A 22785-nucleotide genomic window follows, 5' to 3' on the forward strand; every position below is an offset into this window, starting at 1 on the left:
CTTGCATACGCGCCGGTCATAGGTAAGCAGCCCGTTCGTCTCCTCCTCCACGTCCGAGAGCTGCGTGTACACAAACCCCGCAAGCCCTTGGCCCTCCAGCGCGCAAGCGCGATCGAGCGTCTCGCGCACGGCCCGGCGAAACGACGCGAGGTCGGCGCAGCTCTCGTAGCCATACGACGTGGGAAGCGAGCTGTGCCCGGGCAGGTGGCAGGAAAGCCCGCCGAACTCCGAGAGCAGAAACGCCCGCGCCGGACGCGCCTTGTCGCGGTACACCTCAAGGGGCCGGAAGTAGTTGTGCACGCTGAAGAAGTCGCCGCAGCGCTGGTCGTACCACCCGCTCGTCGCGTCGATGGGCCGTAAGGGGTCCAGGCCGCGCACGAGCTTGACGGCCGCGCGCGCGTCGAACTGGCCCCATCCCTCGTTGAACAGCGACCACATCGCCACCGACGGATGGTCCCGCAAAAGCCTCACCACACCGGCGCACGTTCGCGTCCATTCGTCGCGGAAAGCCGCGCTCCCAGCGCCCAAAGCGGCGCGATGGGACGGCGAGTCGTCGGCGAAGCGGTCCCACGACCTGCGGAAGAGCGTCGGCTTGTAGCTTGTGCGCCACGTGCTGGGAACCGACCCGCCGCTCACCATGTCCTGGCACACGAGCATGCCCAAACGGTCGCAGTGGTAATAGAAGCGGCCGGCCTCCACCTTGAGGTGCTTGCGCAGCAAATTGAAGCCAAGGCGCTTCATCGCGCGGATGTCGGAGGCCATCGCCTCGTCGGAGGGCGCGGTCATGAGGCCGTCGGGCCAGTAGCCCTGGTCGAGCACGCCGCGCACGAACAGCGGCTCTCCGTTGAGGAAGAACCGCCGCACGCCCCGCGCGTCCTCGCCCACCGACACGGTGCGAAACGCGCAGTAGCTGGCCACGCGGTCGTCTCCGTACGAAAGCTCCAGGTCGTAAAGGTGAGGGTCCTCCAAACTCCACAGGCGCGGGACGCCCACCTCCACCGAAAACTCATGCGTCCCCGCCGAAGCCATGGCCGAGGCCCGCCCCACCTCCCTGCCGCCGTCGAGCACGCGCGCGGAAAGCGGCAGCGCCGGCCCCGCGCCCTCCACCTGCACGGTCAGCACCACCCGCCCCTCGGCGGGGCGCGCCTCGGCCGCAAGCGACGCGATGCGCCGCGCCCCCACCGCCTCCAGCCACACCGTCTGCCAGATGCCGCTTTGCGCCGTGTACCAGATGCCGCCGCGCGCCCGGCGCTGTTTCCCGCGCGGCTGCACGCCCTCGTCGCCGGGGTCGTACGCGCAAAGCGCAAGCTCGTTTTCCCCATCGCGCAAAGCGTCGGTCACATCGAACGAGAACGGCAGGTAGCCGCCCACATGCTCGCCCACGCGCACGCCGTTCACCAGGCAGGAGCATGCCCAATCCACCGCCTCGAAATGCAGGAGCACCCGCTTACCCTCGGGCGCCGCAAACGTTCGGCGGTACCAGGCAAGCTCGTCGGGGCCCACCTGCCGGCCCACGCCCGAAAGCGGCGCCTCGGGCGAGAACGGCACCCGGATGCGCTCGGAAAACTCCGCCGGCGGCCGGGCGTCGCGCCACGCATCCGCTGCGCCCTCGCAGGAGACGACGGCGAAATCCCACCACCCGTCAAGCGGCTCGAACGACGCGCGCGCGAACCGCGGACGCGGATGGGGCGTCGCGCGCTCCTCCCCCGCCGCTATCCGCTCGCCCCATTCGGTGAGAAGCGGCCGCAGCTCCGCCTGCCCGGGGGTCCGCGGCGCGCTGGCCAGCGCGCGCCTCAGATCCAGCATGGGCACCTCCTTCCTCGAAAAACGCTCACGGCCATCCTACCCGAAAAACGTCCGGCAGCGCAGCGAAAACGGCAGGATGGGGAGGAGACGGGAACATCCCCGCCAAACGTCCCCGCGCATCCCCTGGCACGCTTAGGGGCGAACGCCTATAATGGCTAGCTTGTACGAACGTCCCGCGCCACAGAAGGAACCCGCATGCTGACGAGCGATTTCGACTACGACCTGCCCCCCGATCTCATCGCGCAAGAGCCCGCGCTCGACCGCGACGGCTGCCGCCTGCTCGTCATGGACCGCGAAACCGGCGCGCTTGAGGACCGCGTGTTCCGCGACATCGTCGAGTACCTGCGCCCGGGGGATTTGCTCGTGGCCAACGAGACGCGCGTCATGCCGGCGCGCCTCGTGGGGAAAAAGCGCGGCACGGGAGGGGCGGCCGAGGTGTTCCTGCTGCGCCAGCACGGCACGCCCACCCAGAACAGAAGCGCGCTGTGGGAGGTGCTCGTGCGCCCCGGCAAGCGCCTCAAGCCCGGAAGCGGGGCCGTGGTGGACTTCGCAGACGCCGCGGGCAACGCGGTGCTGTCGGCCGAGATAGTGGACTGGGCGCGAAACGCCCAGAAAGGCGAGCGCATAGCGCGGCTCTTTACCACGCTGCCCTCGCTCGACGAGGCGCTGCACGCGGTGGGCCGCACGCCTCTGCCGCCCTACATCAAGGAATACGCCGGCGACGAGGAACTCTACCAAACCGTGTACTCCCGCCGCGAGAGCTCGGCGGCGGCCCCCACGGCGGGGCTGCACTTCACGCCCAAGCTCATCGACCGGCTGCGCGAGAAGGGCGTGGGATGGGAGACGGTGGAGCTGGAGGTGGGCCTGGACACGTTCCGCATCGTGGACGAGGACGACCCCGAACAGCACGTCATCCACACCGAGCGCTACACCGTGGGGCAGCGCGCCGCCGACGCCGTCAACGAGACGCGCGAGCGGGGCGGGCGCGTGGTGGCCGTGGGCACGACGAGCGTGCGCAGCCTTGAGAGCGCCTGGGACGCCGAGGCGGGCGCCGTCACGGCGCGCGAGGGCGAGGCCACCTCGCTCTACATCCTGCCCGGCTACGAGTTTCGCGCCGTGGACGCCCTGGTCACGAACTTCCACGTGCCGCGCTCCACGCTCATGATGCTCGTCTCCGCGTTTTCCACCCGCGACAACATCATGGCCGCCTACGCCCACGCCGTGGCCGAGCGCTACCGCCTGCTCTCCTTCGGCGACGCCATGCTCATCCGCTAGGCGGGCCTTCGCCCGAGAGCGCGCGATGCGCCGCGAGCGGAGCGCGCGGAGCCGCGGGCGGGCCATCGTCCTCGCAAGCCCCGCCCGCCCCAAGCTATCCGCGGGTTCCACCCGCCACTGCGGACCCCGCCCGTTCGTCGCCCGCTCCCAGGGGCGCCTTCGCAACCCCGTCCGGCCTCGCCCGCCCTCAGAGGCGCCTCCGCAGACCCGTTCGCCGCCCGCTCCCAGGGGCGCCTTCGCAGCCCCACCTGCTTTCAGGGCACAAAAAAGCCCCCGCGCAAGCGGGGGCTTTTCGGCATTGGCAGGAGATTCCCTACAGCTTCACCACGTTGCTCGCCTGGAGCTTGCCGTTCTGACCCGTGGTGACGTCGAACTCCACCGCAGCGCCCTCGTCCAGGGTCTTGAACCCGTCCATCTTGATCTCAGAGAAATGGACGAAGAGATCCTCGCCATCGTTCTGAGAGATGAAGCCGTAGCCCTTCTCGGGATTGAACCACTTCACAGTACCTTGCGCCATTTTAAATCCTCTTTCTCCTCTTCCCGATCGCTCGGGAAGATCACGCTGTGTGCCGCATGCCCGCGGCACTCGCCCTCACCTCGAGGGCACATGACCACTATACGCCATGCGCGCGGGAAAACGTTCGGGAATCTTCGTTTCGCGGCTTTTTTACCGTTTCGTTGACCGGGACGCGGCGCGCGGCCGGCGCGCGGCCGCCGACGGTCCCTCGCCCTCCCGGAAACCTCCCGCCCGTCCCGGCGGATTCGCAGGGGCGGAGGCAGGGACATCTTTGACCCCGATCAAGGGAATGGGAGATCGCAGCAGCGCGACCCACCCCGCGCCCGAAGCCGCCGCGACGACCAGCAGGACGCCCGCAAAGCGCCCATAGCCGGTCCGGTCAGCGCGAACCCTCCCCCTCCGCGCGCTCCACAAGCGGGTCCGCCGCCTCCGCAGGGCCCTCGAGGCCCATGGCGGCTATCGACTCCTCGGCCCTGAGCGCCAGCTCCTCGTCGGCCTCGTCCATGAGCAGGGCCAGCTCCTCGGCGCTGTCCGGAAGATCGAAGCCGTACGACTCCGCGATGGCGCGCGCCTGCCCCTCGCGGACGTCGGCCAAAGCGCCCTCCCCCGCCTCGCGCAGGTACCCCGACGCCAGAAGCAGGCTGCGGGCGATGTACTCGGTCACGCGCGGATCGACCCCCGACACCTGCATGACGGCGGCGATGGACTCCGGCGCCAGCGACAGCAGCGCCTCGCCGTCCATGTCCACCGCGTCCCCCACGGCGTCCTCCAGCATGTCGGCCGCGCGCTTGGGATCGCATTCGTCGGTCGCCTTCGTCCAGCTGCGCCGGATGATCTCCGCGAACTGAAGGATGATGCGCATGAGGTAGTCCTGCTCGAGCATGGGAATCCTTTCTTGTGACGAGGGCGGCGCCGTCAGGACGGCGGAAGCGGGACGCCCAGGTGGCCGTAGGCTCGCTCGGTGGCCATCCGCCCCTTCGGCGTGCGCACCATAAGCCCCTGCTGCATGAGGTAGGGCTCGTAGACGTCCTCCAGCGTGTCCGGATCCTCGGCCAGCGCCGAGGCGAGCGTGGTCAGACCCACGGGGCGGCCGCCGAACTGCACCGCCAAAAGCTCCAGAATGCGGTTGTCCACCGCGTCCAGCCCCAGCGCGTCAACCTCGAAGAAGCTGAGCGCCTGGGCCGCCACGTCCTCGTCTATGACGCCGTCGCCGCGCACCTGCGCCCAATCGCGCACACGCTTGAGCAGCCTGTTGGCCAGACGCGGCGTGCCGCGGCTGCGCCGGGCTATCTCGAGCGCGCCGTCCTCGGCCGCCTCCACGCCCAGTATGGAGGCCGAGCGGCGCACGATAGCCCCCAGCTCCTCGGGCGTGTAGTACTGCAGGCGGAACACGATGCCGAAGCGGTCGCGCAAAGGCCCGGTGAGCAGGCCCGTGCGCGTTGTGGCGCCGATGAGGGTGAAGCGCGGCAGGTCGAGGCGGATGGAGCGGGCCGCGGGACCCTTTCCCACCACGATGTCCAGCGCGAAGTCCTCGAGCGCGGGATAGAGGACCTCCTCCACCATGCGGTTGAGACGATGGATCTCGTCGATGAACAGCACGTCGCCCTCTTCGAGGTTCGTGAGTATCGCGGCAAGGTCCCCGGTACGCTCGATGGCGGGGCCGCTCGTGGTCTTGATGTTGGCCCCCAGCTCGTTGGCCACCACCGTGGCGAGCGTGGTCTTGCCCAAGCCCGGAGGGCCCGAGAACAGGATGTGGTCCACCACGTCCCCACGGGCGCGCGCGGCCTCGATGAGGATGGCCAGGGACTCCTTGACCTTGGTCTGGCCCAGGTAGTCCCCCAACCGCTTCGGCCGCAGGCTGCGGTCGAGCGCAAGGTCGTCCTCCGTGAGCTCGGGCGCCACCGCGCGCGGGGCAGGACGCTCCTGCGCGCCGCGCGCCTCGAACACCAGGCCCTCTATCTCCATGTCGTCGCGTGCCATGCCGTCCAATCCCGTTTCGTCTCCTCGCGCCGCCCGGGGCTACGCGCCCAAGCGCTTCAACGCGTATTGTAGCAGTCCGCCCTCGTCGGCGCCCTCGGGGGCGCCCTTGAGCGCCACGTCGGCCTCCGCCGAGGTGAAGCCCATGGACAGCAGCGCCTCGTGGGCGCCCTTGAGGCTCTCCGCCTGGACGGCCGCCGGCGCGCCCTCGTCGAAAAGCCCCGCCAGCCCCTGGTCGAGCGAGCCTTTGAGCTCCAGGATGATGCGCGAGGCGGTCTTCTTCCCCACGCCGGGTATCCGTTGCACCGCAGCCACGTCCTGGGCCGCTATGGCCGCGGCCAGCCCCGAGGGCGTGAAGGCCGAAAGCGCCGCCAACGCCACCTTGGGCCCCACGCCGCTCACGCCGATGAGCTTTTCGAACAGCGTCTTCTCCTCAAGCGAGAGGAAGCCGAACAGCGACATGCCGTCCTCGCGCACCTGCAGGTAAGTGTGCACCTCCACCGCAGAGCCCGTCTCGGGCAGCTTTGAGAGGCTCGCCTGGGACATGCCCACGGCAAACCCCACGCCGCCCACGTCCACGTAGGCGGCCGTCGCCGTCTTGCCCGCCAAAACGCCTTTCAGAAACGCGATCATGCCCGCTCCTTCCTTGAAACCGCCCGCCCGGACGCGGCGCAGGAGATGCCCCGGCGCCCGGCGTCGCGCGCCTCGGCTTTCGCCACCAGATGGTCGAACCTGCTCTCGGCCTGCGCGAACCCCTCGTGGGTGGTGAAGCAGATGGCCGCGGCCAGCGCGTCGGCCGCATGGTCCGGCCGGGGGACGTCGTCTAGCGAAAGCAGCTGGCGCACCATGTACTGCACCTGCTCCTTGTCCGCCGAACCCGTGCCCACCACGGCCAGCTTGATCTGCTTGGGCGAGAACTCCCCCACGTACAAATCGTGCTCGGCGCAGGCCACGAGCGCCGCCCCGCGCGCCTGCCCGGTGGCGAACGCCGCCGTGACGTTCTGGCCGAACCACACCGTCTCGATGCCCACGCACGTTGGGCCGAACCGTCCGATGACGGCGCCCACCTGCCGGTGGATCTTCATCAGGCGATGCTCCAGAGGCACGTCCGCGGATGTGGAGACGCACCCGTACGCCACGCACGACAGGCGCGCACCGCTTTGGGACACGATGCCCCAGCCGGTGTTCGCCAGACCGGGGTCAATGCCGAGTATGGTGCGTTCGACGCGCGCCATCTGCCCTTTCCTCCAAGCTGCCGCCCGCTCTGCGGTCGCGCTTTTTCTTACAAACGAATGTTCGCACCTATCCTACCACAACATTCAGAGGACGGCGGCGAAAACTTGGGCGAGGCCCTTTGACGGCCGTTCAGCTTGCGGCCGTCGAATCGGGCGAGCGACGGACTCCGGGCGCAAGCCGGGGCCCCAATTTCCGAATTCCTTACCGCAAGGGACGACGGTAGCGCAGACGGGCTGCGCAAACGGGCAAAAGGGGCGGACGCCGGCAGTTGGCGCACCGATGCGCGCAAGACGCCGGACGCACCGGCAAGACAGGCCGCGCAGCACGACGGCCCCGGAAGCGAGCGGGCTTCCGGGGCCGTCGTCGGTCGATGAGGGGAGCTGCGCCCGCTACTCGTCGAGCGCCTCGGCTATCTCGTCGGTGATGTCCATGGTGTGGTAGACGTTCTGCAGGTCCTCCAACTCCTCCAGCTTGTCCACCAGGCGCATGACCTTCTTCGCGTCGGACACGGAGACGGAGGTGGGCGTGGTGGGCTCCATGGTGAGCTCGGCGCCCTTCACCTCAACACCCTGCTCCTCCAGACCGCGCTTCACGGCCATGAGGTCGGTGGGCGCGGTGTAGACGATCCACTCCTCGTCGGCGTCCTCGTAGTCGACGCCGCCGGCCTCGGCCACGGCCATCATGAACTCGTCCTCGTCGGCGGCGGCGCCGTTGGGGCCCACGGGGTTCTTCTTGTCGCCCGTCTCCACCTCCTTGGCCACCATGACCTGGCCCTTGCGCTCGAACATGAACGCCACGGAGCCGGAGGTGCCGAGGTTGCCGCCGTGGTGGTTGAACGCCGCGCGCACGTCGGCGGCGGTGCGGTTGCGGTTGTCGGTGAGCGCCTCGCAGTAGATGGCCACGCCGCAGGGACCGTAGCCCTCGTAGACCACCGTCTCGTAGCTCGCGGAGTCCTTGCCGGTGCCGAACGCCTTGTCGATGGCCACCTTGATCTTGTCCTTCGGCAGGGAGTAGCCCTTCGCCTTCTCGATGGCGGCGGCAAGCGACGCGTTGTTGTCGGGGTTGGGGTCGCCGCCCTCCTTGGCCGCCACGGTGATGTTGCGCGACAGCTTGGAGAACAAGGCCGAGCGCTTAGCGTCCTGCGCGGCCTTGCGATGCTTGGTAGTTGCCCATTTTGAGTGCCCTGACATATGAGTCCCTTCCGATATTGCTTATGCCAGCCGCTTATTCTAGCACACCGGCCGAATCCCCCGGTCGCTTTCGCACGGTTTTCAAAAACAGGCGAAAGGCGGGAAGCGGGCGGAGGGCGCATCTTCGAAGCGTGCGGGCTTCGGCGCGGCTACGGTACGCCTACGGCCTTGCCGGAAGCGGCCCGCGCGGGGCGAGGGCCCGTACAATCCCGGGAAGGGGCCGAGGCGCCTCGCGGCCCTCCCGGCCGCAAGCGCCGGCCGAACGCAACGCCGACAAGAAGGAGCATCCGCCATGAAGGGAAACCGGGAACTCGTAGACGCCCTGAACAACCTGCTCGCAGGTGAGCTCACAGCCATCAACCAGTACATGGTGCACGCCGAGATGTGCGAGGACTGGGGATACGCCCGTTTAAGCGACAACTTCAAAAAGCGCTCCATCACCGAGATGAGGCACGCCGAGAAGCTGATCGAGCGCATCCTGTTCCTCGAGGGAACCCCCGTCGTGTCCAACCTCAACGACATCCGCATCGGAGAAGCCGTGCCCCAGCAGGTCGACAACGACCACAAGCTGGAAGTGGACACGGTCAGGGACTACAACGAGGCCATCGTCCTAGCCGGCACGGTGCTCGATTACGCCACGCGCGACGTCCTCGAAGGCATACTGCGCGACGAGGACCGCCACGTCGACGAGCTTGAGGAGCTGCAGGACCAGATCGAGCAGATGACGCTTCCCACGTTCCTCTCCACGCAGAACTGACGCGCCGCCGCCCGCCCGCACCCCCCTTCCTTTCGCGAATATTGCGCAAAACCGCATAGGTTGTTCATTTTTATTAAACAATCTGTTGCATATAATCGGGAAAGCAGTTGTATCGTCGCCAAGGTGGGAAGGTGTATGGAACAAGCAAGACGGCGCCCGGGAGCATCGCCCAAGACCGTCCACGTGGGCATCGACGTGGGATCCACCACGACCAAGGCGGTCGCCCTCGATCCGAGCACGGGAGACGTGCTGTTCTCGCGCTACGCCCGCCACGGCGCGCTTCAGGCGCGAAGCGTGCTCGACGCCCTCGGGGAAGCGGCGGCGCGCCTTTCCGGCGCGCGCATGCGGGTGGCGCTGTGCGGATCGGGCGGCGGCGCCATCGCCGAGCGGCTGGGCGTGCCGTTCGTCCAAGAGGTGGTGGCGGGCGCGGCGGCCGTGCAGGAGCTGCATCCCCAGGCGCGCTGCGCCATCGAGCTGGGCGGCCAGGACGCCAAGATGGTGTTCTTCCGCGAAAACGAGGCCACCGGCAAGCTTGAAGTGGCCGACATGCGCATGAACGGCAGCTGCGCGGGCGGCACGGGCGCGTTTCTGGACGAGATGGCCGCCGTGCTCAAGGTGCCCGTGGAGCGGTTCGACGCGCTGGCCGCCAAGGGCTCGACGGTCTACGACATATCGGGCCGCTGCGGCGTGTACGCCAAAACGGACATCCAGCCCCTGCTCAACCAGGGGGCGGCGCGCGAGGATCTGGCGCTCTCGGCGCTGCACGCCGTGGCCAAGCAGACGATCGGGGGGCTTGCGCAGGGCCTTTCCATCGAGGCGCCCGTCGTGTTCGAGGGCGGCCCGCTCACGTTCAACCCCACGCTCGTGCGCGTGTTCGCCGAACGGCTGGGGCTCGCAGACGGCGAGGCGCTGCTGCCCGACCGCCCTGAGACCATCGTGGCCCGGGGAGCGGCGCTTGCGCTTTCCGGCATGTTCGCCGATAAGGACGCGACCCTCGACGCGCGCGAGGCCGCCCGTCTTCTGGAGGGATTCCGGGACGAGGAAACCTCCGGCCCCGCGCCGGCGCCCTTGTTCGCCACCGAGGAGGAGCGCGCGGCCTTCCGCACCCGCCACGCCCGGCCCGCCCCGCCCAACCTGGACCGGGCGGCGGCGCGGGCGCGCGAGCAGGGCGGGACGCTGCGCTGCTACCTGGGTATCGACTCGGGCAGCACCACCACCAAGCTCGCCTTGGTGGACGAGGAGGGAAAGCTTGCCCACAGCTTCTACGCGCGCAACGACGGACGGCCCCTCGACGTGGCGCGCGACGCGCTGCTGGCCATGCGCGACGCCTTCCGCACCCGCGGCGTGGAGCTGGACGTGGCCGCCTGCGGCACCACCGGCTACGGGGAGCGGCTGCTCCAGCGAGCCTTCCACGCCGACTACCACACGGTGGAGACGGTCGCCCACGCCCGCGCGGCCACGCGCTGCGTTCCCGACGCCACGTTCGTCCTCGACATAGGCGGCCAGGACATGAAGGCCATCCGGCTGGAGGACGGCGTGATCGTCGACATCGTGGTGAACGAGGCGTGCTCGAGCGGCTGCGGGTCGTTCCTTGAGAACTTCGCGGAATCGCTGGGCATCCCGGCGGAGGGCATCGCCGAGGCGGCGTTTCGCTCGAAGCGCCCGGCCGCCCTCGGCAGCCGCTGCACCGTGTTCATGAACAGCTCCATCGTAAGCGAGCAGCGCAACGGGCGCACGCCCGACGACATCATGGCGGGGCTGGCGCGCTCCATCGTGGAGAACGTGTTCACGAAGGTGGTGCGCGTGGCGAACCTGGACAGCCTGGGAAGGCGCATCGTGGTGCAGGGCGGCACGTTCGAAAACGACGCGGTCCTGCGCGCGCTTGAGCTTCACCTGGACCGCGAGGTGGTGCGCGCGCCGCACCCGGGGCTTATGGGGGCGCTCGGCGCGGCGCTTCTGGCCAAGGAGCGCGCCGAAGAGGCGGCGGCAGCCGGTGCGGGGCGGCCCTCCTCCTTCATCGGCCTGGACGCGCTCGAGGGCTTCTCCTACGAGCGGCGCGCGAACCTGCCCTGCCCGTTTTGCCAGAACCGCTGCAGCCGCACCGTGGTCGAGTTCTCCGACGGCACCTCGTGGGTGACCGGCAACCGCTGCGAGCGCGGCGAGGTGACCGGCGACCCGAAGGACCCGGCCGTGCGAAAGCTTGCGCGCGCGGCGGCGCGACGGACGGCGCCCGACCTGTTCGCCGAGCGCGAGCGCCTGCTTCTGCGCGAGGTGCCCGTGACGCCGGTTGCGCCCGCACGCAACCTGACCATCGGCATCCCGCTTGTGCTGGCGTTCTGGGACGAGCTGCCGTTTTGGTCGGCGCTGTTCCGCGCGCTCGGCTGCGCGGTGCGCGTGTCGGGCCCCAGCACGCGCGCGCTCTACGAGCGGGGACTGCCCTCCGTGGCCTCCGACACCGTGTGCTTCCCCGCCAAGCTGGCGCACGGACACGTGCAGAGCCTGGTGGATGCCGGGGTCGACCGCATCTTCATGCCCATTGTCACCACCGCGCCCACGGAAAACCGCGCGGACACCAGCGTGTCGCGCTGCGCCGTGGTGAAAGGCTACCCCCTGGTGGTGCGCACCTCCGACGACCCCGAGGGGCGTTGCGGCGTGCCCTTCGACACGCCGCTTTTCCACTGGTACACCGAAGCCGACCGCAACCGGCAGCTCGCATCCTACCTGCAGGAGCGCTTCGGGGTGGACGCCGGGAAGGCGCAGGAGGCCATCGCGCAGGCCGACGCTGCGCAGGCGGCCTTCCGAGACGACCTGCTGGCCCTCGGCGCAAAGGCGATGGCGCAAGCGGAGCGCGACAAAACGTGGGCGGTGGTGTTGGCCTCACGCCCCTACCACAACGACCCCCTGGTCAACCACGACCTGCCGCGGATGTTCGCCGAGCAGGGCATAGCCGTGCTGCCGCCCGACGCCGTGCCCGGTGCGAACGAGGCGGACCTCGCGCGCAGCCGCCTGGACATCGTGAACAACTTCCACGCCCGCATGCTGGGCTGCGCGCTGCTGGCCGCCGAAAGCCCCGTCCTCGAGTTCGTGCAGCTCGTGAGCTTCGGCTGCGGACACGACGCCTACCTTTCCGATGAGATTGCACGTCTCATGAAGGAACGCTCCGGCAAGGTGCCGCTCATCCTCAAGGTGGACGAGAGCGACGCGGCCGGCCCGCTGCGCATCCGCGTGCGCTCGTTCGTAGAGACGGTGGCCATGCGTCGTACGCGCGAGACGACCCCCGCCGTGCGCGAACTGCCCGACCCCTATCCCGTCAAATATGAGCGCGCCGACCGCAAGCGCAAGGTGGTGCTGGTGCCCAACACCTCGCACGCGTTCTGCCGGCTCATGAGCGCCGCCATGCGCAAGCAGGGCATCGCGGCCGAGCCTTTGGACGTGGGCCGCGAGGAGGCCATCGCCTTGGGCAAGAAGTACGTGCACAACGACATCTGCTTCCCCGCCCAGATGACGGTGGGCGAGGCGCTGGCCGCGCTCGAAAGCGGGCGCTACGACGACGCGGAGGTGGCCATCGGCACCGGCAAGTACGTGGGCGACTGCCGGCTGACGCACTACTGCGCGCTTTTGCGCAAGGCGCTTGACGACGCGGGGTACGCCCACGTGCCCATCATCACCAACGACGACGCCGACGACCACAACCTGCACCCCGGCTTCAAGTTCAGCCTGGCATCGAGCATCCGCATCGCCGCGGCCCTGCCCATGATAGACGCGCTGGAGGAGCTTGTGCGCAAAATCCGCCCCTACGAGCTTGAACCCGGCAGCGCCAACGCCGCCTTCGACAAGGCGCTCGACGCGGTCATAGAGGGCATCGAGCGGCACGGGGCGCGCGGGGCGGCACGGGGCTTCGAGCGCGCCATCAACGTCATGGCGCAGGTGCGCTACGACCGCTCCCGGCCGCGCCCGCGCGTGCTCATCGTGGGCGAGTACCTGCTCAACTTCCACCCCGGCGCCAACCGCGACATCGAGGCGTACCTGGAGCGCAACGGCATGGAGGTCATCGAGGCGCGCATGACCGACGTCATCCGCAAGACCTATTTCTACCAGGACGCGCAGGTGAAGGAGTTCGGCGTGGAGCGCCCCCTTGCGCAGAAGGCGTGGCTCGACGTGGCGAACCGGCTGTTCGAGGCCGCGCATGATCTGACCGACCGCATAGCGGCGACCCACCCGCTCTACGAGCCGCCGTGCCGTCTGCCCAAGCTCGCGCAGGAAAGCGACCCCATAGTCCACCGCAGCTTCGACGCGGGCGAGGGCATCCTCATCCCTGCGGAGATCCTGCACCATGCCGCGCGCGGGTGCCGCTCCTTCGTCATCCTGCAGCCTTTCGGCTGCCTGCCCAACCACGTGGTGGGGCGCGGCATAGCGGGGCAGCTGCGCGAACGCTACCCCGACGCGCAGATACTCGCGCTGGACTACGACCCGGACGTGAGCTTTGCCAACGTGGAGAACCGCCTGCAGATGCTCATCATGGCCGCCCGCGACGCGCAAGCGGCAAAGGAGCCGGCCGCGGACGCCGGCGGGACGGACGCGGACGCGGGCTTTGGCGGGGCGGACGACGGGCCTCCCGGCGCGCACGCGGCCGTGCTCAAGCGCGGCGCGGACGCGATTTCGCGCCTCGGCTGGGACGGCGAGGCGCAACGGCGCGTGGCATGCGCGGGGAGGGAAAGCCATGGGTAGGCCGCGCAAGGACGCGAACGCGCCCGACGCCCAGCAGCGGCTCGTCGGCGCGTTCTGGCTGCTTTTGGAGACGAGCCGCGTGAGCGAGCTGACCGTGGGCACGCTCTGCGCGCAGGCGGGCTGCAACCGCGGCACGTTCTACTACCACTTCGCCGACCTGGACGCCCTTGTGTACAGGGCTATCGAGCAGGAGCTTTTGGGCCGCGACTCCGTGGCCGCCGCCGTGTTCGGCCTGCTCTCCGGCACCGGGGAGGCGCCGCTTGCCGACATGGCGGACGAGCGGCGCATGCGCAGGATGGGCCTGCTTTTGGAGCAGGGGGGCACCGATCTTGTGACGGCCAAGATCAAGGAGGTCATCCTGGGCATGTGGCACGCGGTGCTGCGCCCCGACGGATCGCCTCTGTCCGCCGACGCGCGCATCATCTTGGAGTTCGCCGCAAGCGGGATGATGGGCTTTCTGGCCCACCGCCTGTGCGCCTGCCGCGCCGGCGCACAGGCGGAAGACCCCTCGCCTTGGCTCATGCGGCACTCCTCGGCCTTTTTGCTGGAGAACCTGTGCCGGGCCGAGGGGCTTGCCGAGGCCGACGTGCTGGCCCGCCTGGAGACGGTCGCCCGCTACTCGCAGGTCCTGCGCTCGTAGCGGGCGCGCCGCGCCGTCAGGGCCGGTGGGCCAAGTCGGGGTAGATGGACATGGTCTGGAAGCGCTCGGCCATGAAGGCGTCGTCGTACCGCTCGGCGAAGTACGCGCTCACCGGCCCTTCCGCCGGCAGGCCCGCCTGGCGGTCGAACCAGCATCCGAACGCGACCACGGTCATGACGGCGTCCACCACAAGGAAGGCGAACAAAAGGCTCGCAAGCGGGCGCCGGGCGGGCGCCGGGATGCGATCGAACAGGCGCACGACGCGCGGCAGGCCCAGCCTCATCCACGCAAGCCCCGCCGCGCCCCACACAAGCGCCATCCCCAAACACGTGTAGCCGCCCACGTTGAACGGCTGATCGGCATAGCTCCACGCCACAATGCCGAACGCGTGCTTCCAAAACCATCCCGCCGCGCACTCGAACGTCGCCCCCACCAGCGCTGATGCCGCGAAAAGGGTCACGGGCCGCGCATCGGCGAGGCGGTTGAGCGCCACGGTCATCAGCACGCCGCCCACCCCGTAGATGGGCGAGAACGGCCCCCACAAAAGCCCCGCGCGGTCCTTCCACACCCCGTCCACAGGATAGCTCACCAGCGTCTCGACCACCAGGCCCACCACGCTGCACAGCGCGAAGATCCAAACGAGAAGGGGAAACGAAAGCTTATCCGCGCGCGATCGCGCCCTGCGGCCGGCCCGCGGGGGCGCGGCCGCGCAGGCCCCCGCCGCCCTCCCGCAGGAGCCGACGGGTCGAAGCGATGTCCTGTCGATGCGTTTCACCATACCCCCCATGATGCCACAACGAGGCGCGCTCCGCCGAGAAAAACGCCTGCGCTCTGGGTTTTCGTTGACAAGCCGTCTCCTTGCGCCGCACAATGGGGAAAGCTTGACGGAACCGCGGCGTGCTTCGGGAGGCGCGCCGCCACTGCGATAGGAGGCCCCATGCGCCGAATCTGCTGCCTGAACAACATCTCGCCTTTGGGCACCGAGCTTCTGACCGACGACTACCAGCTGACCGACGACCTCTCCCAGGCCACCGGCGTTTTGGTGCGCAGCGCCGCGATGCACGACCTGGAATTTCCGCCCGACCTTCTGGCCGTCGCGCGCGCGGGCGCGGGCGTGAACAACATCCCGCTCGAGCACTGCGCCGAGGAGGGCATCGTGGTGTTCAACACCCCCGGGGCCAACGCCAACGCCGTGAAGGAGCTGGTGCTGTGCGGCATGCTGCTGGCCAGCCGCGGCATTGTGGACGGCATCGCATGGTGCCGCGACAACGCCGACGACGAGAACATCGGCAAGGCGGCCGAGAAAGCCAAGAAGGCGTTCGCCGGACGCGAGGTCAAGGGCAAGAGGCTTGGCGTCATCGGGCTGGGGGCCATCGGCGCGCTTGTGGCGAACGCGGCGGTTGACCTGGGTATGGAGGTGTACGGCTACGACCCGTACGTGTCGGTGGGCGCAGCCTGGCGCATCTCCAGCTCCGTGCGCCACGTGACGAATTTGGACGAGGTGCTAAGCTCCTGCGACTACCTGACCATCCACGTGCCCGCCATGGACTCCACGAAGGGCATGATAGACGAGCGCGCCTGCTCGCTCATGAAGGACGGGGCCGTGTTCCTCAACTTCTCGCGCGACTCGCTGGTGGACGATGCGGCCATGACCGAGGCGCTGGCCTCGGGCAAGGTGTCCGCCTACGTCACCGACTTCGCCAACCCCGCCGTCATGCGCATGGAGCGCGCCATCGTGCTGCCGCATTTGGGCGCGTCCACGGCCGAGGCCGAGGACAACTGCGCGGTGATGGCCACGCGTCAGATGATGGACTACCTTGACAACGGCAACATCGCCAACTCCGTGAACTACCCCGCCTGCGACATGGGCCCGGTGCCCGAGGGCGCGCGCCGCGTGGCCGTGCTGCACGCCAACGTGCCCAACGCGCTTGCGCGCATCACCAACGTGTTCGGCGACGCGGGCGTGAACATCGAGAACCTGACGAACAAGGCCAAGGGCGACAACGCCTACACGATGCTCGACCTCGACGCCAACGCGCCGGGCTACCCCGACGACGCGCTTGAGAAGCTCGCCGCCATCGAGGGCGTGCGCCGCGTGCGCGTGGTGCGGTAGCGGAAACGGCTACCCGCCAATCGGATGAAAAGCGCTGAGGCCCGCTCGCCGTTGCCGGCGAGCGGGCCCCTTCGTTTGCAACGAAGTTGTATGCGCTACGACAGTCTCTGCTTCTCCTCTGCCCTGATCGAACGCGCATCGTCGACAGTCACCGAATTCGGGAACATGCCGAACAGCGATTTCGTCTCTGCTTCCTTATTGTTCTGCCGAGCCGCGGTTTCGTCGGCGGAACGCGCCGGATGCAGCACGCGCAGGGCAGCAGGCTCAATGGCGACGTCGAAGGAGCGGGCCTCTATGCGCTCGCCGTCGGTTTGGGCGGGAGGGATCTCGTCGAACTCAACGTGAAGCGTGCGGAAGCGGCGCAGCTCGATCTGCGGGAAGCCCGTGTGCTTGCCCGACTTCGCGCGCAGGAAGATGTAGGCGGCCCGAGCCGCGCCGACGGGCGGGTGCGCTATGCACGCGTCAAGCTCGCCGTCGTCCAGGCGCGCGTCCGGGCAGATCTTGAACCCGCTCCCGTAGTAGGGGCCCACCTGCGCCGCGAACGTGATGGATTGGCCGCGCACCGGATCGCCGCCGTCGAAGGAGGCCGTGTAGGCGTGCGCGTCCAGGTGGTGAAGCAGCTGGTCGAACCCCGAGGCCATGTACAGGGCCGCGCCGCTTCTGCCCGTGCGCTCCCGCCGCTTCATCGTATCGAGCGCGATGGCCGCGTCCAGCCCAAACGACAGCGTCTCCACGAACCACCGGCCGTTCACGCGCCCGACGTCCACCGGACGCGCCTCGGACTCCAGCAGCCGCGCGCAGGCCGCCTCAACCTCGAACGGCATGCCCAGCGAGCGCGCGTAGTCATTGCCAGAGCCTGCGGGAACCACGCCGAACGCCGGCCGGCGGTCGGCCGGGCGGCGCAAAAGCCCGTTGGCCACTTCATGCACCACGCCGTCTCCCCCAACGGCCACCACGGCCGCGCAGCCCTCCGCACGCTCGGCTATCTCGGAGGCGTGCCGCGGGCCGAGCGTCTTCGCCACCACCACGGCGTCCTCCCCCAGCCGCGCGCGCAGCAGGGCCGCCGCTCGATCCGCCGCCTTCGCGCCGCGCCCGCTTTGCGCGGCCGGGTTCGCAATGACCAAGACCTTGCCGCCGCCCGCAAGCGCGCCCGCTTCCTGCGCCATGGCGCCCGCCTCCTTCCGCGTCCCGCTTTCGTGCCCGCATCCAGTATAGCGGACGCGGAGACGCCTTCCATGGGGCGTCTACCCAGAAACGTAGTAGAAGGTTTCGCCGAAAAATATACCCTTTGTGGGGTTTTGCGCGAAAGGGGGCTTGCCTATCCTTCGGCTGTCGGCGCACGGGGGCGCAGGCTTCCGGCGGAAAAGGAAAGGGGATGCCATGAGCAAAGCGATGAGCAGGAGGAACTTCATCGGGGTGGGACTGGCGGGAGCCACGATCGGATTGGCGGGGGCCATGAGCGCATGCCAGCCGCCAGCACAACAGGAAGCGTCCGGCAACTCGGCTTCCGGCCAAGCGCGGGGCGCGGACCATGAAGGCGGAGCAGCCGAAACGCCGTGGCTTGGAGAGCCGCCCGTCATCGCCGAGGAGGACATCGCCGAGACTTTGGAGGCGGACATCGTGATCGTCGGCTGCGGCGTGGCCGGCATGGCGGCAGGACTCGGCGCCCACGACGCAGGCAACGACGACATCCTGTTCATGGAATCGCTGCCTTCGCCGCGTATCGCCGGCGGCGTGCACGCGGGCGTGAACACCACGCTGCAGAAAGAGGGCGGCATGACGTTCACGGACGAGGACATCGACAAAATGATCAAGTCCGAGATCGTTCTTTCAAGCGGCTATGCCGACGAGCGCATGTACCGGGTGTGGGCGCGAGAGAGCGGCGCGGTCCTCGACCGGCTGATTAACCTCATCGGCGAGGAAGGATACGAGAGCAAGATCAACACCTATCCGCGCGCCTCCTACGACCAGAAAGAACTCGAGTACTTCACGGAAGGCGAGTTCCCCGTGGGCCACAATCTGGGCCCGGGCGACAGCAACGAGCCGTGCATCACGCTGGAAACGGCTTTGCTTGAAGAGGCGGGCGCCCAGTTCGTGTTCGACACGCAGGCCACGCTGCTCGAGCAAGACGACCAAGACCGGGTGACCGGCGTCATCGGCAAGCGCGCCGACGGATCCTACGTGCGAGCCAACGCCAACAAGGCCGTCATCGTCACCTGCGGAAGCTTCGGGCACAACGAAGCCATGGTCGAGGCCCTGTGCCCCCAAGTCAGCGGCTTGGGCATTCCCTGTATGAACCCCAACACCACCGACGACGGGATTGGGGTGCAGATGATGCTCTGGGCCGGCGCAAGGATGCAGGCCGGACCCGTCGCCGTCATGACGAAATGCGCCTATCTGGTTCCCCAGCCGGTTCCCTTCCTGATAGTCAACAACAACGGCGAGCGCTTCCACAACGAAGGCACCAGCAACTTCGCCGAATACAACTACGTCATAAACCAGCCGGGCATGACGGCTTGGCAGGTCTTCGACTCGAACTGGGCTGAAGCTTGCAACGATATGGGTATCATGACCTGGTCAAACGCTTACCATGTAAGCGAGGAGCAGAAAAAGGAGATCGAGGACGGCTGCGTTCGGGCCGACACCCTCGAAGAGCTTGCCGAAGCCATGGGCGTGCCGGTCGACACCTTCGTCGCAACCGTGGAGCGGCGCAACTTTTTGGCGGACGCGGGGCACGACGACGACTTCGGGCTTCCCATCGAGCGACTGAGGGCCACCAAGATCGTCGCTCCACCGTTTTTCGCGAACGAGTCCGAGGGCGGCAACATTCCCGGCTTCGGAGTGACCCTTGGCGGCGTGTGCATCGATGAGCGCATGCGGGTCGAAGGGCAGGACGGCCGGCCCATTCCAGGGCTGTACTCGGCGGGCAACTGCACCGGCCGTCGCTTCGGATCGGCGTACTTCCAGTCCATATGCGGCATGAGCAACGGCTTCGCGGCAACCCACGGCTACGTGGCCGGACGCGAGGCGGCATCGCTCTGACCCCGTTGCCTTCCAAGAAGAACGCCCTCCTCGCCGGGGGAGCCTTTTTCCGGGCTCCCCCGGATGCTATGATGGGTGCCGGGAGGAACCGTGATCGCAGACCGTTTGCACATAGGCTTTCGCGCCCGCACGGTGACGGGCTTCGCCGCGTTCTGGGCGTGGGTGGACAACGTGTTCTTCCTGACGACCGCAACGTTTCACGAGGAGCTGGCCCTGCCGCTGCCAAAGATCCACGCCTGCGTCGTGATCGTGTCGCTGCTCACCGGAATCGCCATCGCGAAGTCAAGACGGCGCCTCTCGCCTCGCGAAGGGCATCCATCCGGCTATCGACGCCTGGCCGAAGCGAGCGGAGCCTGCGCCATCATCGGCTCGATGCTCCTATCGCTTCCGGGACTGGGCGCGTCCCCGCAGTCTCTGGGAGCCGCCATCGTACTTTGCGGGATCGGGATGGGCGGCATCGGCATCTCATGGGGCCTTCGCTTCACCCTGCTCGACACGCGCGAGGCATGTCTGTGCTCATCGGGTGGAATAGCGCTCTCGTTTTTGTTCAACATGCTGCTCAAGAACATGCTGGCACCCACGGCCGCAATAGGGGCATGCCTTATGCCGTGCCTGACGGCCGTGTGCCTGCGAGCCGTTCCTTCGAGTCCGGAGGACGGATCGGCCGCCGGGGGCAAGGCGCCGCGCTCGGAAGCTTCGGCATGGCGTTTATGGGCAAGCGTCCTGAAGCGCATTCCCTCGCGAATCCTCATAGCCGTCGCCGTGTTCACCCTCGCCTACGAAGTGCTGCAGAACACGGCGGTCGCCCCTAGCGCCGATGCGGCCTTCCTCTCCGGCATGAACCTCGCCAGCCGCGGATTGACCGCCGCCGCGGTATGCCTCGGCCTGCTCACCCGCAAATGGACGCCGCGAAAGCTGTTCAAGTTCGGATTCTTCCTCATAGCCGTGAGCCTCATGGCGTTTCCTCTTGGAGTGGATCTGCGGCTATCGAGCGCCGTTTTCGTCACGGGCTACACCCTATGCGACATCATGGTCTGGACGATCTTGGGCTCTGCGGGCACCAGATGGCCCGAGGGCTCATTCGTCTACGCCTCGTCGGTGTGGATCATCGAGCGCCTGGGAATCGTCGCGGGCATGGCGGTTTCCGCGGGGATTTTCGCGGCCCGCTTGAACACAGATGCGGCCTACACCGCACTCGCCTACATCGTCTTGGTGATGGCCGTGATGACCCTTGACAGGGGGAACTTTCGACTCTGGGAGTTCGTGGCCGACGCGGACCCCGACACCGAGTCCGCCAGCCTCCGCTTGCGCGTCGAAGAGGTTGCCTGCGTCTGCAAACTCACCGTCCGCGAAAGCGAGATTCTCCTCTTGCTGGTGGAAGGACGCTCCGCGCCGTGGATCGCCTCGCACCTCTGCATTGCGGACGGCACGGTGAAAGTGCACGTCCGCCACATCTACGAAAAGTGCGGCGTCCATTCGAAGCAGGAGCTCATAGACTTCGTGAGGAAGCGGGACGAAGCGGAAGAGGGCTGAGCCCAACGACATGCGCTTCGCGGCGGCGCGGCGAAGGGGCAGAAGGCCGCCCTCCCGCCCCTCGGCCAATCGCGACCTCTACGAAACAGCCTGGGTCCCCTCGACCTCCCTCGCCGCAAGGCCGCGTGCGGCGTCCCATGCCTCGGGGTCGCCGTCGTCCGCCATGCCGCGGTATTCGGCGGTCCGCCTGCGCGCGGACACGACGCGCACCACCTCGCCGACGACGGCGAAGACGACCACGCCCACGAGCATGGGGATCTTCGACAGCTCCTCCTCCGAGCCGTTGAGCGGCACCACAGTGGCGATCATCGCCAGCACGAGCATCGCCACGGGCACCCACGCCGCTACGGTGGCGAACGCCTTGCCACCCGGCACGCGGAAGATGCGCTTCGCGCCCGGATCGACCTCGCGCAGCTTGAGGAACGCGGGGAACATCGGGATGTAGCAGATGAGCAGGAACACGATGTTCATGGAGAAGAAGATCCAGAAAAACCCGTCCAGCCCCACGGCCGACATGACAGGCGACACCAGCACGAGGACGCTCGCGATGACGCCGTTGATGACGGCCGCGCCCGTGGGCACGCCGTTTTTGCTCATACGGGCGAAGGCTCGCGGCAGATTGGCCTTCTCGGCCGAATGCGCCGCCACGTAGTTCACGCCGAACGACCAGCTGATCATGTTGCTGAACAGCGTAATGAGGAACACCACGGCGATGATGACGAACAACAGGCTGCCGTTGCCTGCCATGATGGCCACGGCGTCCATGATGCCCGAATCGAGCGAGATCTCGCTGGCCGGGATGGCCGCGCCGATGCCGAACGAGCTGAACAGGTAGATGGCCGCAATGGTCAGGCCGCCTGCGATGATGGCCGTGGGAATCTGCCTCTTGGGGTTTTCCATGTCGCCGGCGAACACGGCTATGGCCTCGAAGCCCATGAAGTTGAACAGGATGATGGACAGGTACGTGAGCGCGCTCGCGTCGAACGAGGGCAAAAACGTGGCCGGCGACATGTCGCCCGCAAATCCGCTCGTCATCGCATGGTAGATGCCCAGCCCGCCCACGGCCACGGCGATGAGCACTTTGAGCACGGCGCCGCCGTTCAAGATCCACGCGGAATCGGACACCTTCGAGAAGCTCATGAGCACGACGATCCACACGAAGGCCAGCTCGATGGCCACCTGCGCGCCCACCCCCAGCTCGACGCCGCTCAAAAGCGCGATCGTCTCGGGGAACAAAAAGGCCAGCGACGCCATCCACAGCGGGAAGTTGATCCAGTAGTACCAGCTCACGCGGCTGCCCCATTTGTCGCCGAACGCGCGCCGCACCCAATCGGCGATACCGCCCGCATCGTCGGCGTACGTGGTGCCCAGCTCGCACACGATAAGCCCGTAGGGCAAAAGGAACGTGATGATGAGGAAGATCCACCAGAAGAACTGAGGATTGCCGATGGCGGCGGCGGGGGCCGCGGCCTCGGCCACGAACACGACGCAGATCACCGTGAGGATGGCGTCGATCATGCGGAACTTTTTCTGTTTGGCCATAAGACCATCCCCCTTTCAGGGGTACGGCCCCGAGGCCGCGCCGGCGAAAGGCGCGGGCCCGGCCTCGGGGCGGTTGTCAGAGGAGCATCTCGGGAGGGATCGGCCCCTCCCGAGGCTCAGGACAGGATCTTGGAGAGCGCCGCCCCGGGCAGCGCCGTCGATCAGAAACGGTCGCAGGGCAGCTCGACGATCTTCGCAAAGCCTTGGAATTGCGCGGAAACAAGGCGCCCGCCCCCGCGCGGCGTCGAACGGCCCCAACGGCCGTTGGGCCGTCGGAGCAGGCCGGCGCAACAGGCTACCCGGCGATCTTGCCGAGCACCGCCCTCATGCGTTCCTCGGCCGCGTCGGCCGCGGCGGCGTCGAGCCTCCTGCCCGCCTCGTGCCGCAGGAGCAGGTAGGCCAGTATCGCGCGGATGGAGTGCTTGCGGT

The 22785-nt window shown here is 68.0% G+C and carries 17 protein-coding genes; 7 read left to right on the top strand and 10 right to left on the bottom strand.

Going from position 1 to position 22785, the window contains the following annotated elements; all coding sequences use genetic code 11:
* A partial coding sequence (locus ACWKY3_RS08145; RefSeq protein ID WP_449315921.1) for a glycoside hydrolase family 2 protein occupies positions 1 to 1806 on the bottom strand: 1806 nt, incomplete at its 3' end.
* Positions 1807 to 2001: 195 nt separating this feature from the next.
* On the opposite strand from ACWKY3_RS08145, the gene queA reads away from it, so the two are divergent.
* Complete coding sequence (gene queA, locus ACWKY3_RS08150) at positions 2002 to 3081, top strand: tRNA preQ1(34) S-adenosylmethionine ribosyltransferase-isomerase QueA (protein ID WP_449315922.1); 1080 nt, start codon at positions 2002 to 2004, stop codon at positions 3079 to 3081.
* A gap of 313 nt (positions 3082 to 3394) precedes the next feature.
* Here the strand turns inward: queA and ACWKY3_RS08155 are convergent, their stop codons facing one another.
* The 6 genes from ACWKY3_RS08155 to ACWKY3_RS08180 all read right to left on the bottom strand — a co-directional run bounded on the left by ACWKY3_RS08155 (position 3395) and on the right by ACWKY3_RS08180 (position 8001).
* Positions 3395 to 3598 carry a cold-shock protein gene (locus ACWKY3_RS08155; RefSeq protein WP_087194185.1) on the bottom strand — a complete coding sequence of 68 codons (204 nt, stop codon included), beginning with the start codon at positions 3596 to 3598 and terminating at the stop codon, positions 3395 to 3397.
* 379 nt (positions 3599 to 3977) lie between these two features.
* Positions 3978 to 4481 (bottom strand): hypothetical protein, encoded by a 504-nt coding sequence (locus ACWKY3_RS08160; RefSeq protein WP_449315923.1) that lies wholly within the window; start codon positions 4479 to 4481, stop codon positions 3978 to 3980.
* Between the two features lie 32 nt (positions 4482 to 4513).
* Complete coding sequence (gene ruvB / locus ACWKY3_RS08165; protein ID WP_449315924.1) at positions 4514 to 5578, bottom strand: Holliday junction branch migration DNA helicase RuvB; 1065 nt, start codon at positions 5576 to 5578, stop codon at positions 4514 to 4516.
* A 39-nt stretch (positions 5579 to 5617) separates the two neighbouring features.
* Positions 5618 to 6208, bottom strand: coding sequence for a Holliday junction branch migration protein RuvA (ruvA, locus tag ACWKY3_RS08170; protein WP_449315925.1), 591 nt, complete (start codon positions 6206 to 6208; stop codon positions 5618 to 5620).
* A complete protein-coding gene (ruvC, locus tag ACWKY3_RS08175) occupies positions 6205 to 6810 on the bottom strand; it encodes a crossover junction endodeoxyribonuclease RuvC (RefSeq protein ID WP_449315926.1) in 606 nt (201 codons plus the stop codon). The genes ruvA and ruvC overlap by 4 nt, the downstream gene beginning before the upstream one ends.
* A gap of 390 nt (positions 6811 to 7200) precedes the next feature.
* The gene (locus ACWKY3_RS08180; RefSeq protein ID WP_449315927.1) at positions 7201 to 8001 is read right to left on the bottom strand and encodes a YebC/PmpR family DNA-binding transcriptional regulator; all 801 of its coding nucleotides are present in this window, start codon (positions 7999 to 8001) and stop codon (positions 7201 to 7203) included.
* A 292-nt stretch (positions 8002 to 8293) separates the two neighbouring features.
* On the opposite strand from ACWKY3_RS08180, the gene bfr reads away from it, so the two are divergent.
* From bfr to ACWKY3_RS08195, 3 genes are all read left to right on the top strand, one after another.
* A complete protein-coding gene (gene bfr / locus ACWKY3_RS08185; RefSeq protein WP_449315928.1) occupies positions 8294 to 8758 on the top strand; it encodes a bacterioferritin in 465 nt (154 codons plus the stop codon).
* A 135-nt stretch (positions 8759 to 8893) separates the two neighbouring features.
* Positions 8894 to 13486: an acyl-CoA dehydratase activase gene (locus ACWKY3_RS08190; protein WP_449315929.1), complete on the top strand. Its 4593-nt coding sequence runs from the start codon at positions 8894 to 8896 to the stop codon at positions 13484 to 13486.
* Positions 13479 to 14126, top strand: a complete 648-nt coding sequence (locus ACWKY3_RS08195) for a TetR/AcrR family transcriptional regulator (protein WP_449315930.1) — start codon at positions 13479 to 13481, stop codon at positions 14124 to 14126. Before ACWKY3_RS08190 ends, ACWKY3_RS08195 begins: the two co-directional genes overlap by 8 nt.
* A gap of 16 nt (positions 14127 to 14142) precedes the next feature.
* Here the strand turns inward: ACWKY3_RS08195 and ACWKY3_RS08200 are convergent, their stop codons facing one another.
* Positions 14143 to 14913 carry a putative ABC transporter permease gene (locus ACWKY3_RS08200; RefSeq protein ID WP_449315931.1) on the bottom strand — a complete coding sequence of 257 codons (771 nt, stop codon included), beginning with the start codon at positions 14911 to 14913 and terminating at the stop codon, positions 14143 to 14145.
* Positions 14914 to 15063: 150 nt separating this feature from the next.
* Here ACWKY3_RS08200 and ACWKY3_RS08205 point away from each other — a divergent pair, with 150 nt between their 5' ends.
* On the top strand, positions 15064 to 16239 hold the full coding sequence (locus ACWKY3_RS08205) for a 3-phosphoglycerate dehydrogenase family protein (RefSeq protein ID WP_449315932.1): 1176 nt from the start codon (positions 15064 to 15066) through the stop codon (positions 16237 to 16239).
* Between the two features lie 95 nt (positions 16240 to 16334).
* Here ACWKY3_RS08205 and ACWKY3_RS08210 read toward each other — a convergent pair whose 3' ends face one another.
* Complete coding sequence (locus ACWKY3_RS08210; RefSeq protein WP_449315933.1) at positions 16335 to 17405, bottom strand: diacylglycerol/lipid kinase family protein; 1071 nt, start codon at positions 17403 to 17405, stop codon at positions 16335 to 16337.
* A 214-nt stretch (positions 17406 to 17619) separates the two neighbouring features.
* Here ACWKY3_RS08210 and ACWKY3_RS08215 point away from each other — a divergent pair, with 214 nt between their 5' ends.
* Positions 17620 to 19281, top strand: a complete 1662-nt coding sequence (locus ACWKY3_RS08215; protein WP_449315934.1) for an FAD-dependent oxidoreductase — start codon at positions 17620 to 17622, stop codon at positions 19279 to 19281.
* A gap of 90 nt (positions 19282 to 19371) precedes the next feature.
* Complete coding sequence (locus ACWKY3_RS08220; RefSeq protein WP_449315935.1) at positions 19372 to 20814, top strand: LuxR C-terminal-related transcriptional regulator; 1443 nt, start codon at positions 19372 to 19374, stop codon at positions 20812 to 20814.
* Between the two features lie 78 nt (positions 20815 to 20892).
* Here ACWKY3_RS08220 and ACWKY3_RS08225 read toward each other — a convergent pair whose 3' ends face one another.
* Complete coding sequence (locus tag ACWKY3_RS08225; protein WP_449315936.1) at positions 20893 to 22356, bottom strand: APC family permease; 1464 nt, start codon at positions 22354 to 22356, stop codon at positions 20893 to 20895.
* Between the last annotated feature and the right edge of the window lie 429 nt (positions 22357 to 22785).

It is taken from the genome of Rubneribacter sp. (assembly GCF_965361815.1).

Bases quoted from the DNA above. Each gene is read 5' to 3' on its own strand.
- queA (WP_449315922.1), top strand. From the start codon at position 2,002: ATGCTGACGAGCGATTTCGACTACGACCTGCCCCCCGATCTCATCGCG.
- ACWKY3_RS08155 (WP_087194185.1), bottom strand. From the start codon at position 3,598: ATGGCGCAAGGTACTGTGAAGTGGTTCAATCCCGAGAAGGGCTACGGC.
- ACWKY3_RS08160 (WP_449315923.1), bottom strand. From the start codon at position 4,481: ATGCTCGAGCAGGACTACCTCATGCGCATCATCCTTCAGTTCGCGGAG.
- ruvB (WP_449315924.1), bottom strand. From the start codon at position 5,578: ATGGCACGCGACGACATGGAGATAGAGGGCCTGGTGTTCGAGGCGCGC.
- ruvA (WP_449315925.1), bottom strand. From the start codon at position 6,208: ATGATCGCGTTTCTGAAAGGCGTTTTGGCGGGCAAGACGGCGACGGCC.
- ruvC (WP_449315926.1), bottom strand. From the start codon at position 6,810: ATGGCGCGCGTCGAACGCACCATACTCGGCATTGACCCCGGTCTGGCG.
- ACWKY3_RS08180 (WP_449315927.1), bottom strand. From the start codon at position 8,001: ATGTCAGGGCACTCAAAATGGGCAACTACCAAGCATCGCAAGGCCGCG.
- bfr (WP_449315928.1), top strand. From the start codon at position 8,294: ATGAAGGGAAACCGGGAACTCGTAGACGCCCTGAACAACCTGCTCGCA.
- ACWKY3_RS08190 (WP_449315929.1), top strand. From the start codon at position 8,894: ATGGAACAAGCAAGACGGCGCCCGGGAGCATCGCCCAAGACCGTCCAC.
- ACWKY3_RS08195 (WP_449315930.1), top strand. From the start codon at position 13,479: ATGGGTAGGCCGCGCAAGGACGCGAACGCGCCCGACGCCCAGCAGCGG.
- ACWKY3_RS08200 (WP_449315931.1), bottom strand. From the start codon at position 14,913: ATGGGGGGTATGGTGAAACGCATCGACAGGACATCGCTTCGACCCGTC.
- ACWKY3_RS08205 (WP_449315932.1), top strand. From the start codon at position 15,064: ATGCGCCGAATCTGCTGCCTGAACAACATCTCGCCTTTGGGCACCGAG.
- ACWKY3_RS08210 (WP_449315933.1), bottom strand. From the start codon at position 17,405: ATGGCGCAGGAAGCGGGCGCGCTTGCGGGCGGCGGCAAGGTCTTGGTC.
- ACWKY3_RS08215 (WP_449315934.1), top strand. From the start codon at position 17,620: ATGAGCAAAGCGATGAGCAGGAGGAACTTCATCGGGGTGGGACTGGCG.
- ACWKY3_RS08225 (WP_449315936.1), bottom strand. From the start codon at position 22,356: ATGGCCAAACAGAAAAAGTTCCGCATGATCGACGCCATCCTCACGGTG.